We start from the raw sequence: 17234 nt of genomic DNA on the forward strand, positions 1-17234 counted from the left end.
TCCGAAAGGAAACTCTCGGAAGCTTTTAACTACGGGCATCGTCCAATGGTAGGATACCGGTCTCCAAAACCGTTGATCAGGGTTCGAATCCTTGTGCCCGTGCAAATAACAATTATGAGTTCATTTATCGATTTTTTAAAAGGTTCTTATAACGAATTCAGACATAAAGTTGAATGGCCGAAGTGGGCTGATTTGCAATCTTCTACAATTGTAGTAACAGTTGCAACAGTTATTTTGGCACTATTTACCTTTGGAGTTGACGAATTGTTTTCAAAAGCAATAAGCAACATAATAGGAATACTAATCAACTTGTTCAATTAATAATAAAAGTATTTTCCCATAATGAGCGAATTGAAATGGTATGTGCTGAAAGCAATCAGCGGACAGGAAAATAAAGTGAAAAACTATATTGAGACAGAAATCAAACGTTTAGGGTTTGAGCAGTACGTTACTCAGGTGGTTATTCCTATGGAAAAGGTAATTCAAATTAGAAACGGAAAAAAAGTTCCTAAAGAAAGACCTTACTATCCTGGATACTTAATGATTGAAGCTGATCTTATGGGGGAGATTCCACACGTTGTTAAGAACATTCCTGGAGTTATATCTTTCTTAAGTTTAACGAAAGGAGGTGATCCTGTTCCAATGAGAAAGTCTGAAGTAAACAGAATGCTTGGAAGAATGGATGAGTTATCAGAATTTGCTAGTGATGTTGAAATCCCTTACGTAGTTGGTGAAAACGTTAAAGTAATTGACGGACCATTCAACGGGTTCAACGGAACTGTCGAGAAAATTCTTGAAGATAAAAAGAAAATTGAAGTATCAGTTCTTATCTTCGGTAGAAAAACTCCTATGGAACTTAGCTATATGCAGGTTGAAAAAGTTTAATAAGTTTAAAACTTAAATATATTAAAGATCGCTTTTTAAGCGGTCTTTTTTTATTTCTATAAGCTAGAACTTTATACTTTCATGCAAAAGCATATAATTGTATCAAATTTTTTTGCTTCGAATGCGCTTAATGATCTTTAATTGTAGTATTTTTTTAGTTAAAATTTATTTTCAGTATAATTATTTATGTTAATGAAAATTTATCTTTAGTTAATTTACTATTAAATAATTTTTTCTTTTTTCTAAGTAATATTTTAATATATCAATTATTTGTGATAATTAACACGATCATAATATCTCTTAAAAGAGATTTAAGTTATTATTTTACATCGTAATACTGGAGCGGCTTAGATTGCTATCAACAAATTGTGAAATAAATATTTGAATATTATTTACCATTCTCTGTAAATTTGTAAAAAATACATGGAATATGGAAAAAAAATTATTGGTAGCCGTTTCAATGGCTTTTTCAAGTTTATTTTGCGCACAAGTTGGGATTTTCACACCAAGCCCACAGGGAGTATTTCACATTGATGGTGGAAAGGATAATCCAACAAAGGATGCTCCTTCGGCAAGTCAACAAGCAAACGATTTTATTTTAACCGCACAGAAAGGGATAGGTACAGGTACAATTAGTATGGGATTAGGAACCACAGCTCCTACACAGAGAATTGATGTGGTAAATGGAACTATCAGATTAAGAACAGTAGCAAGTAGTGTTGGTAATTCTAGCGATAGATTGTTGGTAGCAGATTCAAATGGGGTAATAAAAGTAGCGGGAGGTGATGCGTATTCTGTAGAAAATTCTGGTAACAGAGTATTAGATGCTCAAGGTGGTGCATCAATTAATGCATCTTCAGATTGGAGCGATAATGATTTTACTACATTAACATTAAATGAAGCATATGATCCTACAAACGCTTACAATCCTTCAACCGGAGTTTTTACAGTACAAACAGACGGTCTTTACACAATGTACGGAGTAACAGGTTTTAATACACCAAAAGACGGGTCGGGTGTATTTGACGGAACTTCGGGAACTGCATTTACAGCTTTGTTTGTAGATGGTGCCCGAGTTGCAACCAATCATAACGTTATTTACAGAGGAGCAAAAAATCCTAGTTCAGATCCTACAAGAGCAAATCTTTTCTTCTTAGTAAGTAATGCTACGATCTGGTTGAAGGCAGGGCAGAAGGTGACGCTTCAATTTATGACGTATGGTACTTCTAATATGGTAGGTAATTTAAGTGATCTTCAGATTAGTAAAGACTACTCTCACTTAATTATCAATAAGATATTATAATTTTTTTTCAAAGGTGTGAAATTGTGGCTTCCTTATATCTTCGGATATAAGGAAGTTTTTTTATAATCTTTCTAAAAATCAATTATTTCCGTTTGGTATTTGAAAAATATTTCATACTTTTGCAAACCAAAAAGTAGGTTTATTGTTATGTGAGTGCATAACCTACTGAATAATAAATGCTTCCAAACTCATTAATTATTCAAATTTAAAAAACAAACAATGGCTAAAAAAGTCTTTAAAATGGTAAAGCTTCAGGTGAAAGGTGGCGCAGCTAACCCTTCTCCACCAGTAGGTCCAGCATTGGGTTCTGCGGGTGTGAACATCATGGAGTTTTGTAAGCAATTTAACGGAAGAACTCAAGATAAGCCAGGACAAGTTTTACCTGTAGTAATTACAGTATACGAAGACAAATCTTTTGAATTCGTTATTAAAACTCCTCCTGCAGCAATCCAGTTGATGGATGCGGCTAAGATCAAGGGTGGTTCTGGAGAACCTAATAGAAACAAAGTAGGTGCTGTATCTTGGGCTCAGGTTCAAAAGATCGCTGAAGACAAGATGACTGACCTTAACTGCTTTACATTAGATTCTGCTGTTTCTATGGTAGCAGGTACTGCAAGATCTATGGGATTAAGAGTAACAGGAACTAAACCAACTTTTAACGCTTAATACTTAAAGAAGAAATGGCAAAATTAACTAAAAAGCAAAAGGAAGCTTTAAGCAAAGTAGAAAAAGGAAGAATCTATAACCTTGAAGAAGGTTCAGCTCTTGTAAAAGAAGTAAACACTGCAAAGTTTGATGCTTCTGTAGACATCGCTGTAAGATTAGGGGTAGATCCTAGAAAAGCAAACCAAATGGTAAGAGGTGTTGTATCTCTTCCTCACGGAACTGGTAAAGATGTTAAAGTTTTGGCTTTAGTAACTCCAGATAAAGAAGCAGAAGCTAAAGAAGCTGGTGCTGACTATGTAGGTCTTGACGAATATTTACAAAAAATCAAAGACGGTTGGACGGATGTTGACGTTATCGTTACCATGCCAGCTGTTATGGGTAAATTAGGACCATTAGGTAGAGTATTAGGACCAAGAGGTCTTATGCCAAACCCTAAATCAGGTACTGTAACTATGGAAATTGGTAAAGCAGTAACTGAAGTAAAAGCTGGTAAAATTGACTTTAAAGTAGACAAATACGGTATTATCCACGCTGGTATTGGTAAAGTATCTTTCGATGCTGCTAAAATCAAGGAGAATGCTCAGGAATTGATCTCTACTTTGATCAAAATGAAGCCAACTGCTGCTAAAGGTACTTATGTGAAGTCTATCTATTTATCTTCTACAATGAGTCCTGGTATTGCAATCGATACTAAATCTGTTAACTAATATTAAATCCTTAAGACAATGACAAAAGACCAAAAAGTTGTAGCGATACAAGAGATCAAAGACTTGCTTCAGGATGCTAAAGTAGTATATGTTGCAGATCTAGAAGGATTGAATGCTGGTAAAGCTTCAGACTTCAGAAGACAAGCTTTCAAGCAAAATATCAAAGTAAAAGTTGTAAAAAATACACTTTTACAAAAAGCAATGGAGCAAATCGAAGGAGTAGATTACTCTGAGATGTTCCAGTCTTTCAAAGGAAATTCAGCGATTATGATTTCTGAGACTGCAAACGCTCCTGCTAAATTAATCAAAGATTTCAGAAAGAAAGATGAGAAGCCGGCATTGAAGTCTGCTTTCGTTCAGGAAACTTTCTATATTGGTGACAATAACCTAGAGGCGTTGGCAAACATCAAGTCTAGAGAAGAAATGATCGGTGAAATCATCGGATTACTTCAGTCTCCAATCCAGAGAGTTGTTTCTGCTCTTCAAAACAAGCCTGAGACAGTAGAAGCTAAAGCTGAAGAAGCTGCACCTGCAGTAGAAGAAGCTTCTGCTACTGAAACTCCGGAAACTCCAGCTGCTGAAGGAGAAGCTCCAGCTGCTGAATAATTTACACTCAAAAAATAATCAATAATCAACAAAAACATTACAACAATGTCAGATTTAAAAAATTTAGCTGAAACGCTAGTAAACTTAACAGTAAAAGACGTAAACGAATTAGCAACTATCCTTAAGGATGAGTACGGAATTGAGCCAGCTGCTGCTGCTGTAGTTGTTGCTGCAGGTGGTGGTGAAGCTGCTGAAGAAAAGACTGAATTCGACGTAATTCTTAAGTCTGCAGGTGCTTCTAAATTAGCTATCGTTAAATTAGTAAAAGATTTAACTGGTGCTGGTCTTAAAGAAGCTAAAGATATCGTAGACGGAGCTCCTTCTGCAATTAAAGAAGGTGTTTCTAAAGACGAAGCTGAAGCTCTTAAGAAGCAATTAGAAGAAGCTGGTGCTGAAGTAGAATTGAAATAATTCTAGGTTTACCTAAAATATAAGACCTGAGTATTTTTACTCAGGTTTTTTTGTGCCTTAAAGATGAAAATAGGGACTGTTTTTAATTTTGTAGAACAGAAATAGTTCTTATAGTAATCAAACTTAAACCTCACAGGTTTTTAAAACCTGTGAGGTTTTGATCAGTTTTAAAACTAGAGAAGAGAATTGATAAAATCTCTGTGGTCTTTGATAAGTGGGACGGCTTTGTGCTTTGTGTTAAATTTAAATATGTTACACTTCTTTAAGTATTCTCATTTGTTGAAGGAGAATTTTTTAAAGAGCAAAAATAGTTAATATTCAAAAAAAATATTAAATAGTATTTCTCCGATCAATAAAGACTTTCTTATGATTAGGAAACTGCAAGTCAATATTTTATTACTGCAACTATTGTAAATATGAATAAATTTTTGTAATTTTGCTCCTCTTTTGGCGCGAAAAATTGTATATAAACCTGTAAAATATTAGAAATCAACTCTTTCATCAGAATGAAAGGGCTTTCTTGTATACGGACGTTATTACGATCCTTGCCTCAAAAGTAATAAAAATATTTTGCATTACGCTGTGAAAAGATATACCAGTGTTGCAATATAGGAATAAGATTCTGTGAATCAAGTAGAAAAATTAAAGGCTATTCTTAATAGCGCCAAACATTATAAGGTCTTTAGTTGTTTCTCCGTCGCAGTTTTATTATTTCTGATATTTTTTTAATCAAAATATTTTTTAACCCTTTCTTAAAAGTTTTATGAGTAAAACACCAGCAACAACCAGGGTAAACCAGAGAGTTAACTTCTCTTCGGCGAAAGGAAAAATTATCACTCCAGACTTTTTGGATATCCAAATTGAGTCTTTCAGTGAGTTTTTTCAGCTAGATACCCTTCCGGAAGACAGAACAGACGAAGGTTTGTATAAGACTTTCCAGGAAAATTTCCCGATTACCGATTCTAGAAACCAATTCGTATTGGAATTCTTAGATTATTTGGTAGATTCTCCACGTTATTCAATCGATGAGTGTGTGGAAAGAGGATTGACGTATTCAGTGCCTCTAAAAGCTAGACTTAAATTGTATTGTACAGATCCTGAGCACGAGGATTTCCAAACGGTAGTTCAGGATGTATATTTAGGACCTGTTCCTTACATGACTCCGTCTGGTTCATTTATCATTAATGGAGCAGAGCGTGTTATTGTAACTCAGTTACACAGATCTCCGGGTGTATTCTTCGGACAGACTTACCACGCAAACGGAACTAAACTTTATTATTCAAGAATTATCCCTTTCAAAGGATCTTGGATGGAATTTACGACAGATATCAACAGCGTAATGTACGCGTATATCGATCGTAAGAAAAAATTACCATTAACGACTTTATTAAGAGCGATCGGGTATGAATCTGATAAGGATATCCTTCAGATCTTCGACCTTGCTGAAGAAGTGAAAGTTTCTAAAGCTGCCCTTAAAAAAGTGGAAGGAAGAACATTGGCTGCGAGAGTATTGAACACTTGGTTCGAGGATTTCGTAGACGAAGATACCGGTGAAGTTGTTTCTATCGAAAGAAACGAAATCATCTTGGATAGAGAAACAATTCTTGAAAAAGAACATTTAGATCTAATCTTAGATGCTGGTGTGAAATCTATCTTGATTCACAAAGAAAACAGCAATGAATTCTCTATCATCCAGAATACATTACAGAAAGACCCTACGAACTCTGAGAAAGAAGCAGTAGAGTACATCTATCGTCAGTTAAGAAATGCAGATCCGCCAGATGAGGAAACTGCAAGAGGAATTATCGAAAAATTATTCTTCTCTGAGCAAAGATATTCATTAGGTGAAGTTGGACGTTACAGACTAAACAAAAAGTTAGGTCTTAACATCCCGACTACAACTGAGGTTCTTACAAAAGAAGATATCATTGCAATCGTAAGACACTTGATCGAATTAGTAAACTCTAAAGCAGAGGTTGATGATATCGATCACTTATCAAACAGAAGAATTAAAACTGTTGGTGAGCAATTGGCAGGACAATTCGGTGTAGGTCTTTCAAGAATTGCAAGAACTATTAAGGAGAGAATGAACGTTAGAGATAACGAAATCTTTACTCCGCTTGACCTTGTTAATGCTAAAACTTTAACATCAGTAATCAACTCGTTCTTTGGTACCAACCAGCTTTCTCAGTTCATGGATCAAACCAACCCACTATCAGAGATCACGCACAAGCGTAGACTTTCTGCACTAGGGCCTGGTGGTTTATCGAGAGAAAGAGCAGGTTTCGAGGTTCGTGACGTTCACCATACGCACTACGGAAGAATTTGCCCGATTGAAACTCCGGAAGGACCAAACATCGGTTTGATTTCATCTTTGGGTATTTATGCTAAAATCAACAGACTAGGTTTCATCGAAACTCCGTACAGAAAAGTAGAAGAAGGTAAGATTGATCTTGCTGCAGATCCTATCTACTTAAATGCTGAGGACGAAGAAGATAAAGTAATTGCTCAGGCAAACGTTGAATTGAGCGATAACGGTGATTTCTTAACAGACAGAATTATTGCAAGATTGGATGGTGACTACCCGGTAGTTGAGCCATCTCAGGTTAACCTAATCGACGTTGCACCAAACCAGATTTCTGGTATTTCAGCTTCATTGATTCCTTTCTTGGAGCATGATGATGCGAACCGTGCATTGATGGGATCGAACATGATGCGTCAGGCGGTTCCTCTATTGAAGCCACAAGCTCCAATCGTAGGTACAGGTCTGGAACAGCAGGTTGCAAGAGATTCAAGAATTTTGATCAATGCTGAAGGTACAGGTACTGTAGAGTACGTAGATGCTGACAGAATTGTGATTAAATATGAAAGAAGCGAAGACGAAGATTTAGTACAATTCGAGTCTGCTACTAAAACATATAAATTAACTAAGTTCAGAAAAACTAACCAGAGTACAACAATTACCCTAAGACCAAACGTAAGAGTAGGTGATATAGTGGAAAAAGGACAGGTGCTTTGCGACGGTTATGCTACTGAAAAAGGAGAATTAGCTCTTGGTAGAAACTTAGTGGTTGCGTTCATGCCTTGGAAGGGTTACAACTTCGAGGATGCGATCGTAATCAACGAAAAAGTTGTACGTGAAGACTGGTTTACTTCAATTCACGTAGATGAATATTCTCTTGAAGTTCGTGATACTAAATTAGGTATGGAAGAGCTTACAGCAGATATTCCAAACGTTTCTGAAGAGGCTACTAAAGATCTTGACGAGAACGGTATGATCAGAATCGGTGCTGAAGTGAAGCCTGGAGATATCATGATTGGTAAAATTACTCCAAAAGGTGAATCTGACCCGACTCCTGAAGAAAAACTTCTTAGAGCAATCTTCGGTGACAAAGCTGGTGATGTAAAGGATGCTTCATTGAAAGCAGACTCTTCATTAAGAGGTGTTGTTATCAACAAAAAATTGTTCTCAAGAAATATTAAAGATAAAAAGAAGAGAACTGAAGAAAAACTTAAACTTGAAGAGATTGAAAACACTTACAAGGCTAAGTTTGATGATTTAAGAAATACTTTAATTGAAAAATTAAATATTCTTGTTAGCGGTAAAACTTCTCAGGGAGTTACCAATGACTTAGATGAAGAAATCATCAGCAAAGGTGTGAAATTCACTCACAAATTATTGACTTCAGTTGAAGATTATGTTAACGTAAGCGGCTCTGACTGGACCGTTGACAATGACAAGAATGAATTAATCAAACAATTAATTCACAACTACAAAATCAAATTCAACGATATTCAAGGGGTTAAAAACCGTGAGAAGTTTGCACTTTCAATCGGAGACGAATTACCAGCAGGTATCATGAAGTTGGCTAAAGTTTACATCGCTAAGAAACGTAAACTGAACGTAGGAGATAAAATGGCGGGTCGTCACGGTAACAAAGGTATCGTTTCAAGAATCGTTCGTGAAGAAGATATGCCATTCCTTGAAGACGGAACACCGGTAGATATCGTATTGAATCCACTAGGGGTACCTTCTCGTATGAACATCGGTCAGATCTATGAAACAGTGCTTGGATGGGCTGGTCAGAAATTAGGATTGAAGTTCGCTACACCTATCTTCGACGGAGCTAGCTTAGATCAGATTACTGAATATACTGAAAAAGCAGGAGTTCCTAAATTCGGTCACACTCACCTTTATGATGGTGGTACCGGAGAAAGATTTACTCAGGCTGCAACAGTAGGGGTAATCTATATGTTGAAACTAGGTCACATGGTTGATGACAAAATGCACGCACGTTCTATTGGTCCTTACTCATTGATTACTCAACAGCCGTTAGGAGGTAAAGCTCAGTTCGGAGGTCAGAGATTCGGAGAGATGGAGGTTTGGGCACTTGAAGCATTCGGTGCATCGAATATCCTAAGAGAAATCTTGACTGTGAAGTCGGATGACGTGATTGGTAGAGCGAAAACTTATGAAGCAATTGCTAAAGGTGAATCTATGCCTGAACCAGGTATCCCGGAATCATTCAATGTATTACTTCACGAGTTACAAGGTCTTGGATTAGACGTAAGATTGGAGGAGTAAATTAAGATTTAATTATAAAAATTAAAGTATTAATTAACTCCGAGATATAAGAGCGAAAGTAATTTTAAATCTTTCAATCTTTAATCTTTTAATCAAAAATAAAATTATGTCAAATAAAAATAAATCAAGTAGATTTAATAAAATAACCATCGGTTTAGCTTCACCGGAGTCTATTTTACAAGACTCAAGAGGGGAGGTTCTTAAGCCGGAAACTATTAACTACAGAACGCATAAGCCTGAAAGAGACGGTTTGTTCTGTGAAAAGATCTTCGGTCCTGTAAAGGATTACGAATGTGCTTGTGGTAAATACAAGAGAATTCGTTACAAAGGGATCGTTTGTGACCGTTGTGGTGTAGAAGTTACGGAGAAAAAAGTAAGAAGAGAGAGAATTGGGCACATCAACCTTGTTGTTCCTATCGCTCACATCTGGTATTTCCGTTCTTTACCGAACAAAATCGGTTACCTTTTAGGAATTCCTTCTAAGAAATTAGATATGATCATCTACTACGAAAGATATGTAGTGATTCAACAGGGTATTGCTAAGAAATTAGACGGTTCTGATTTCGAAAACATGGAGTTCTTAACTGAAGAAGAGTACCTAGATATCATGGAAACTCTTCCTATCGAGAACCAATATCTTGACGATTCTGATCCAAACAAATTCATCGCTAAAATGGGTGCTGAAGCTGTTGAGGAATTATTAAAAAGAATCGACCTTGATGCATTGTCTTTCGATTTAAGACACAAAGCTCACAACGAAGGTTCAAAACAAAGAAGAACTGAAGCTCTAAAAAGATTGAACGTTGTAGAAGCATTGAGAGGTGCTAATACAAGAATGATCAACAGACCGGAGTGGATGATCATGCGTGTACTTCCAGTTATCCCACCAGAACTAAGACCATTGGTTCCGTTGGATGGTGGACGTTTCGCTACTTCCGATTTGAATGACCTTTATAGAAGAGTAATTATAAGAAACAACCGTTTGAAGAGATTATTGGAGATCAAAGCTCCTGAAGTAATCTTGAGAAACGAGAAGCGTATGCTTCAGGAATCAGTAGATTCATTATTCGATAATACAAGAAAATCTTCTGCAGTAAAATCTGAATCAAACAGACCATTGAAATCACTTTCTGATTCATTGAAAGGTAAGCAAGGTCGTTTCCGTCAGAACTTATTAGGTAAAAGGGTAGATTACTCTGCGCGTTCGGTAATTGTTGTAGGTCCAAACTTACAGCTTCACGAGTGTGGTATTCCTAAAGATATGGCTGCGGAACTTTACAAACCATTCATCATTAGAAAACTAATCGAGAGAGGTATTGTAAAAACAGTAAAATCTGCAAAGAGAATTATTGATAGAAAAGAACCTGTAGTATATGATATCCTAGAAAACGTGATGAAAGGTCACCCTGTTCTATTGAACAGAGCACCTACGCTTCACAGACTGGGTATCCAGGCTTTCCAACCTAAGATGATCGAAGGTAAGGCAATCCAGCTACACCCATTAGTAACAACGGCATTCAACGCCGATTTCGACGGTGACCAGATGGCGGTACACTTACCGTTAGGTCCTGAAGCGATCCTTGAAGCTCAGTTATTGATGCTTGGTTCTCAAAACATCTTGAACCCTGCAAACGGTTCTCCAATTACGGTACCTTCTCAGGACATGGTTCTTGGTCTTTATTTCATGACTAAAGAATTGAGCTCTACAGAAGATATGAAAGTAAAAGGTGAAGGTCTTGCATTCTATTCTCCTGAAGAAGCGGAAATCGCTTATGCTGAAGGTAGAGTATCTTTAAATGCTAAAGTAAGATGTAGACTTCCTGTAAAAGAAAACGGAGAAATCGTTACAAGATTGATCGAAACTTCTGTAGGTAGAATTTTGTTCAACCAAATTGTACCTAAACAAGTAGGATATATTAATGAACTTCTTACTAAGAAATCATTAAGAAACGTTATCGGTAAAATCCTTGATGATACAGATTTCCCTACAACTGTGAAGTTCTTGGATGCAATGAAGGATTTAGGTTATTCAAACGCATTCAAAGGAGGTCTTTCTTTCTCATTAGGAGACATCGTGGTTCCTGTTGAGAAAAAGCAAATGATTGCTTCATCTATTGAAACAGTAGACGAAATTAGAGCTAACTATAACATGGGTCTAATTACCGATACTGAACGTTATAACCAGGTAATCGACGTTTGGACGAATACCAACGCTGGATTAACTGAAATGATCATGAGCAGAATGAAAGTTGACCAAGGCGGATTTAACTCTGTATACATGATGCTTGACTCTGGGGCGAGGGGTTCTAAGGAACAGATCCGTCAGTTATCAGGGATGAGAGGTTTGATGGCGAAACCGCAGAAAGCTGGTTCTACCGGTGCGGAGATCATCGAAAACCCGATCCTTGCAAACTTTAAGGAAGGTCTTTCCATCTTAGAATACTTTATCTCTACCCACGGTGCTCGTAAAGGTCTTGCGGATACCGCTCTTAAGACTGCCGATGCTGGTTACTTAACGAGAAGATTGGTAGACGTTGCACAGGACGTTATCGTTACAGAAGATGACTGTGGAACTCTAAGAGGTACTGAAGTTACTGCACTTAAGAAAAATGACGAGATCGTTGAAAAAATCTCTGAAAGAATCTTAGGTAGAGTTTCTCTTCATAATATTTATGATCCGGAAAGTGATGAATTAATCGCTGAGGCTGACCAAGTAATTACTGAGCAATTAGCTAAGAAAATTGAAGCAGCAGGATTAGAAGCTGTGGAAGTACGTTCACCATTGACTTGTGAGGCTAAAAAAGGTATCTGTGCGAAATGTTACGGTAGAAACTTAGCAACAGGTAAGATGATCCACATGGGTGAAGCAGTAGGTGTTATCGGTGCACAGTCAATTGGGGAACCGGGAACTCAGCTTACGTTGAGAACCTTCCACCAAGGGGGTACTGCAGGTAACGTTTCTGAAAACCCATCAATTGTTGCAAGAAGAGATGGTATCGTAGAAATGGACGAAGTAAGAACAATTACTTCTGAAGATGAAAACGGTAATACAGCTGAGGTTGTAGTATCTCGTTCAACAGAATTCAGATTAGTTGCTGATAATGAGTCTAGAACTCCATTAATGGTAGCTAACGTACCTTACGGATCTATATTATCTGTAAAACCAGGTGATAAAGTAAGTAAAGGTGATACAATCTGTAGATGGGATCCGTATAACGCGGTTATCATTGCAGAAACTTCAGGTAAGGTAGAATACGAGGATATTATCCAAGGTATTTCATTCCAACTTGAAATTGACGAACAAACAGGATTCGAAGAGAAAGTAATCTCTGAATCTAGAAATAAGAAAGCCGTACCTACCTTGAAGGTGGTAGATTCTAAAGGTGTTGAGCAGAAAGCATACAACTTACCGGTAGGAGCCCACTTAATGGTAAACGATGGTGAAAAAATTAAAGCTGGTAAAGTTTTAATCAAGATCCCAAGAAAATCTGCAAAAGCAGGGGATATCACCGGAGGTCTTCCGAGAGTTACCGAATTATTCGAAGCAAGAAACCCTTCAAACCCAGCGGTTGTTACTGAAATTGACGGGGTAGTTTCTTACGGAAAAATTAAGAGAGGTAACCGTGAATTGATCGTTGAGGCTAAAACTGGTGAAAGAAAAATTTATTTAGTTAAATTATCAAACCAGATCTTGGTACAGGAGAATGACTTCGTAAGAGCTGGTTCGCCACTTTCTGACGGTTCAATCACTCCAGACGATATCTTAAGAATTAAAGGTCCAACGGCGGTTCAGGAATACTTGGTAAACGAGATTCAGGAAGTTTACCGTCTACAAGGGGTAAAAATCGACGACAAGCACTTCGAAATCATCGTAAGACAGATGATGACAAAAGTATCTATCGTGGATGGAGGTGATACTCAATTCCTTGAAGGAGCTCTTGAGCACAAGTATGACTTCTTAGAAGAAAACAACAGAGTATTTGGTCTTAAAGTAGTTGTAGAAGCTGGTGATTCTAAAATCTTCCAGCCAGGTCAGATGATCACTGCAAGAGAATTAAGAGACGAAAACTCTAAACTGAAGCGTGAAGATCAAACATTAGTTCAAGTAAGAGAAGCTTTACCGGCTACAGCAACACCTGTACTTCAAGGTATTACAAGAGCGGCTCTTCAAACTAAATCATTCATGTCTGCGGCATCGTTCCAGGAAACGACTAAGGTTCTAAACGAAGCGGCTGTTGCAGGTAAGATTGATGATCTGAACGGTCTTAAAGAAAATGTAATTGTAGGACACAGAATCCCTGCAGGTACAGGTCTTAAAGAATATCAGAACGTAATCGTAGGTTCTAAGAAAGAATTCGAAGATCTTAACTAAAATTAATGATTCGGAAATTTGAGGTTTGAATTTATTTTTATATTTTCACAACCTCAAAATTTCGAATAAAAAAAATATTTTATAACAATGGACAACAATCAAAATCCACAAGACGGGAACATCAACATCGAATTGAACGAAATGGTAGCTGCTGGAGTTTATGCTAACCTTGCTTTAGTAAACCACTCTCCATCTGAATTCGTTGTAGACTTCATCCAATTAATGCCGGGTGTACAACAAGCGAAAGTAAGATCAAGAATCATTCTTGCTCCTCTTCACGCTAAGAGAGTACTTACTGCTCTTCAACAAAACATCACTAACTACGAGCAACAATTTGGTGAAATCAAAGAAGTTGAGCCTTTCGTATTAGGAGGAAACAACGTACAAGCTTAAGATTTTCTTAATCATACATAAGAATGCCTCAATTTTATTGGGGCATTTTTTTATTGCCAAATTTCTTATTACCTTTAAATTTCGTCCACAAACTCCCCACATTACCCTAAAAACTCTCAAACTCTACAACCCTCAAACTCTCTATATTCCTCTCACTCAACAATCCTCAAAATCCATATTTATTGTTAAATATCTTTAATAGATTAAAAAAATATACGACGGATTCTTCAATTGTATATATTTGCTTTTGGATATGAATAACGATATGATAAACAACCAATTTATTCTTAATAAATTTGGGTTTTTGGGTAGTGACTTTTCTAGCGAACTCCAAAAGCATGCGATTATAACGAGTATAAAAGCAAAAACTGAAATCATCAGAGAAGGGCAGAAGAACAAATATGTTCCTTTTTTGATCAAAGGTTCCATAAAAGTCTATTCTTTGAATGACGGTCGAGAACTAATCTACTATTACATCAGACCCAATGACAGCTGTCTGATGACTTTTTCTTCCATTTTTACAGATTATACCAGTAGAGTGTACGCCATTGCAGAAGACGAATCTGAAGTGATGTTAATTCCCGTTTCTGTCGTTCATGAATGGTTGATAAAATATCCGGAGATCAATCGTGTTTTCTACAGCGAATACGACAAGCGTTTTTCAGATGTCATGAATATGGTAAATGATGCCGTTTTCCACAGACTGGATAAAAGAGTGTTGAATTATATCAAACAGCAAATTAACATCACCGGAAACAATCCCATTAAGCTTACTCACAAAGAAATTGCCAACAATTTGGGAACTTCAAGGGAAGTTGTGAGCCGAGTTTTAAAAAAAATTGAAAATGAAGGCGAAATTTTACAAAGCAAAGAAGGCATCAGGATCCCTGAAAATGAAAATGTTAGACGCGTATAATTTATATTGTTTTAATTAATTTAATATTATGATTGATAAAAACAATTTCATTGGTGACTTTTATCACACACTTTTGAATTCATAACGCAATAAGTTTGTCATACGAATAATTAAACAAAGATTTGTATGACAAAAACTTTCTTCTTTTTGTCGATGTTCGCTTCAATTCTTGCCTATTCTCAGGAAGATTTGTTGAAGGATATCGATACTATCAAAACACCCGAAATTCAACAGCCTGCCTTTAAGGCGCTGCAGATTGTCACGGGACAATCCACAAAATTAGCTGCCAAAAACGAATGGTACATCGTCGTTGCACACCGTTTTGGAGATGTAAGCAAAGGGTTCAAAGATTTCTTTGGATTAGATGATGCTTCCACAAAACTGGGCGTAATCTATGGCGTTACCGACGGCCTTTCGTTAAGCCTTTCAAGAGAAACTAATATGAAAACTTTTGAGGGTGGCGCAAAGTACAAATTGGTAAAACAAAGCGATAATTTCCCGGTTGACATCGTAGGCTACAACGTAATAGCTGTAAATACAGATCTGGATAAAGACAATTATCCTCATCTGAAGTTTGGTGACAGGCTTTCTTACCTTACACAGGCTTTGATCTCGAGAAGATTTAGCGAGAATTTTTCTTTGCAATTAACGCCGTCTTATGTTCACAAAAATCTTTACGAACCAACTGTTGAAGACAAAAATCAGTTTCTTACGGGGTTGGGAGGCCGTTACAAAATCTCTAAAAGAGTTTCTATCAATGCAGAATATTTCGTGAATTTCGATAACCACAGTTTCTATCAAAATCCTTTGTCTTTGGGCTTGGATATTGAAACGGGAGGTCATGTTTTCCAGCTTTTATTCTCCAATTCCCAGCTGAATTCGGATATAGGATATCTTACGAATGCTACCGGAAAATGGGGAAAAGGACAGATTTTCTTTGGGTTTAACCTTTATAGAGTTTTTTAAAATGAAAAAATTATTCTACATATTATCAGGTTTTGTTTTCCTTATTTCGTGTGAAAGCAGAACCTACGAAGAAATTTCAGATAATACACCAATCACGGAAGTGGTAAAATATAATACCGCAGTAAAGACCATTATTGATAACAATTGTATCGGTTGCCACGGGGCAGGAAGTTTTAAACCATTAACAACCTACAATGATGTAAAAACCAATATCGATGCGATTATCAACAGAATTCAGAGACAGAACGGTGATCCGCTGAAAATGCCTCAGGGCGGCTCTTTATCGGGAAGTCAGATCAATGTTATTGTTCAATGGAAAGCAGATGGGCTTTTGGAAAATTAAATGTAATGAATATGAAAAAATCAGCACTAATTATTGTATCGTTAGTATTGTCAAACCTTGCTTTGGCTCAGAAATACAGCTCGAAAACCGGAAAAGTAACCTTTGAAGCATCGGTTCCTTTGTTTGAAGATATTTTTGCTCAGGATGATAACAATGTTGTCGTTATAAATGCAGATACAGGCGATATCGCTTCAGTTTCGGCGGTGAAAAATTTCCATTTTAAAACGAAATTAATGGAAGAGCATTTCAACGAAAATTATGCAGAAACGGCAAAATATCCGAAATCGACGTTCACTGGAAAGATTGCTAATTTTGATAAATCTAAATTAACGTCAAGTCCGCAGAAATATACCATTCAGGGAAAATTGAATTTTCACGGAGTAGAAAATCCTGTGACATCCAATGCAACGATTTATTCAAAAGACGGGAAAATTTACGTTCAGGGAAGTTTCATGGCGAAAGCAGCAGATTATAAAGTAACCATTCCTAAAATGGTGATGAAAAAAGTAGCTGAAACTGTAAAAGTAGAATACAATTATGTAATGGCAAAACCATGAAAAAATTAATTCTATTATTAAATTTTTTACTGAGTTTTACCTTTATTTCTGCTCAGGAAAAGGCAAGATCAATTTTCGATATTGCCCGAAGCGGAACAGTGGATGAGGTAAAAGAACAGATGAAGCAGAACCCGGATATCATCAATCAAACCAATGAAAATAGCTTTTCGCCGCTTATTCTGGCGTGCTACAGAGGCAATGTGGAAGTGGCTAAATTTTTGATGGATCATGTGAAAGATATCAATTATAAAAGTCAGGAAGGAACGGCATTGGCTGGGCTTTCTGTAAAGTATAATAAGGATTTGGTAACGTATATTTTATCTAAAAATGCGAACCCAAATATCGCGGATGCTACAGGATTTACCCCTTTATTCTGGGCTGTAAAATTCGGAAACAAAGAACTTACGGAATTACTGCTTCAACACAAGGCCGATAAATCGATCAAAGATGCGCAGGGAATGACTCCTTTTGAATATGCGCTGCAAACAAACAATAAAGAAATCATCAACCTCTTAAAAAATTAA

15 protein-coding genes and 1 tRNA gene are annotated in these 17234 nt (G+C 36.7%); all 16 read left to right on the forward strand.

Annotation, left to right across the window (positions count from 1 at the left end; genetic code table 11):
- The first annotated feature begins 31 nt into the window (after positions 1-31).
- The 16 genes from ABEG63_RS00965 (at position 32) to ABEG63_RS01040 (ending at position 17234) form a co-directional block, all read left to right on the forward strand.
- A tRNA-Trp gene (locus ABEG63_RS00965) sits at positions 32-102 on the forward strand.
- 12 nt (positions 103-114) lie between these two features.
- Positions 115-321 (forward strand): preprotein translocase subunit SecE, encoded by a 207-nt coding sequence (secE, locus tag ABEG63_RS00970; RefSeq protein WP_267402181.1) that lies wholly within the window; start codon positions 115-117, stop codon positions 319-321.
- A gap of 21 nt (positions 322-342) precedes the next feature.
- Positions 343-885 (forward strand): transcription termination/antitermination protein NusG, encoded by a 543-nt coding sequence (nusG, locus tag ABEG63_RS00975; RefSeq protein WP_267402179.1) that lies wholly within the window; start codon positions 343-345, stop codon positions 883-885.
- A 430-nt stretch (positions 886-1315) separates the two neighbouring features.
- Positions 1316-2188, forward strand: coding sequence for a hypothetical protein (locus ABEG63_RS00980; RefSeq protein ID WP_267402177.1), 873 nt, complete (start codon positions 1316-1318; stop codon positions 2186-2188).
- 219 nt (positions 2189-2407) lie between these two features.
- Complete coding sequence (rplK, locus tag ABEG63_RS00985; protein ID WP_072955489.1) at positions 2408-2854, forward strand: 50S ribosomal protein L11; 447 nt, start codon at positions 2408-2410, stop codon at positions 2852-2854.
- Positions 2855-2868: 14 nt separating this feature from the next.
- Positions 2869-3561 carry a 50S ribosomal protein L1 gene (rplA, locus tag ABEG63_RS00990; RefSeq protein ID WP_027380917.1) on the forward strand — a complete coding sequence of 231 codons (693 nt, stop codon included), beginning with the start codon at positions 2869-2871 and terminating at the stop codon, positions 3559-3561.
- 18 nt (positions 3562-3579) lie between these two features.
- A complete protein-coding gene (gene rplJ, locus ABEG63_RS00995; protein ID WP_346582249.1) occupies positions 3580-4167 on the forward strand; it encodes a 50S ribosomal protein L10 in 588 nt (195 codons plus the stop codon).
- A gap of 45 nt (positions 4168-4212) precedes the next feature.
- A complete protein-coding gene (gene rplL, locus ABEG63_RS01000; RefSeq protein WP_267402171.1) occupies positions 4213-4578 on the forward strand; it encodes a 50S ribosomal protein L7/L12 in 366 nt (121 codons plus the stop codon).
- Between the two features lie 763 nt (positions 4579-5341).
- Positions 5342-9163 (forward strand): DNA-directed RNA polymerase subunit beta, encoded by a 3822-nt coding sequence (rpoB, locus tag ABEG63_RS01005; RefSeq protein WP_346582251.1) that lies wholly within the window; start codon positions 5342-5344, stop codon positions 9161-9163.
- Between the two features lie 106 nt (positions 9164-9269).
- Positions 9270-13535: a DNA-directed RNA polymerase subunit beta' gene (gene rpoC / locus ABEG63_RS01010; RefSeq protein WP_346582253.1), complete on the forward strand. Its 4266-nt coding sequence runs from the start codon at positions 9270-9272 to the stop codon at positions 13533-13535.
- A gap of 87 nt (positions 13536-13622) precedes the next feature.
- A complete protein-coding gene (locus ABEG63_RS01015; RefSeq protein ID WP_267402166.1) occupies positions 13623-13928 on the forward strand; it encodes a DUF3467 domain-containing protein in 306 nt (101 codons plus the stop codon).
- Positions 13929-14193: 265 nt separating this feature from the next.
- Positions 14194-14844, forward strand: a complete 651-nt coding sequence (locus ABEG63_RS01020) for a Crp/Fnr family transcriptional regulator (RefSeq protein WP_346582256.1) — start codon at positions 14194-14196, stop codon at positions 14842-14844.
- Positions 14845-14970: 126 nt separating this feature from the next.
- Positions 14971-15810: a DUF5777 family beta-barrel protein gene (locus ABEG63_RS01025; protein WP_346582258.1), complete on the forward strand. Its 840-nt coding sequence runs from the start codon at positions 14971-14973 to the stop codon at positions 15808-15810.
- Position 15811: 1 nt separating this feature from the next.
- Complete coding sequence (locus ABEG63_RS01030; RefSeq protein WP_346582260.1) at positions 15812-16153, forward strand: cytochrome c; 342 nt, start codon at positions 15812-15814, stop codon at positions 16151-16153.
- 11 nt (positions 16154-16164) lie between these two features.
- Positions 16165-16710: a YceI family protein gene (locus tag ABEG63_RS01035; RefSeq protein WP_346582262.1), complete on the forward strand. Its 546-nt coding sequence runs from the start codon at positions 16165-16167 to the stop codon at positions 16708-16710.
- Complete coding sequence (locus tag ABEG63_RS01040) at positions 16707-17234, forward strand: ankyrin repeat domain-containing protein (protein WP_346582264.1); 528 nt, start codon at positions 16707-16709, stop codon at positions 17232-17234. Before ABEG63_RS01035 ends, ABEG63_RS01040 begins: the two co-directional genes overlap by 4 nt.

It is taken from the genome of Chryseobacterium sp. C39-AII1, from assembly GCF_039672645.1.
GTDB lineage: Bacteria > Bacteroidota > Bacteroidia > Flavobacteriales > Weeksellaceae > Chryseobacterium.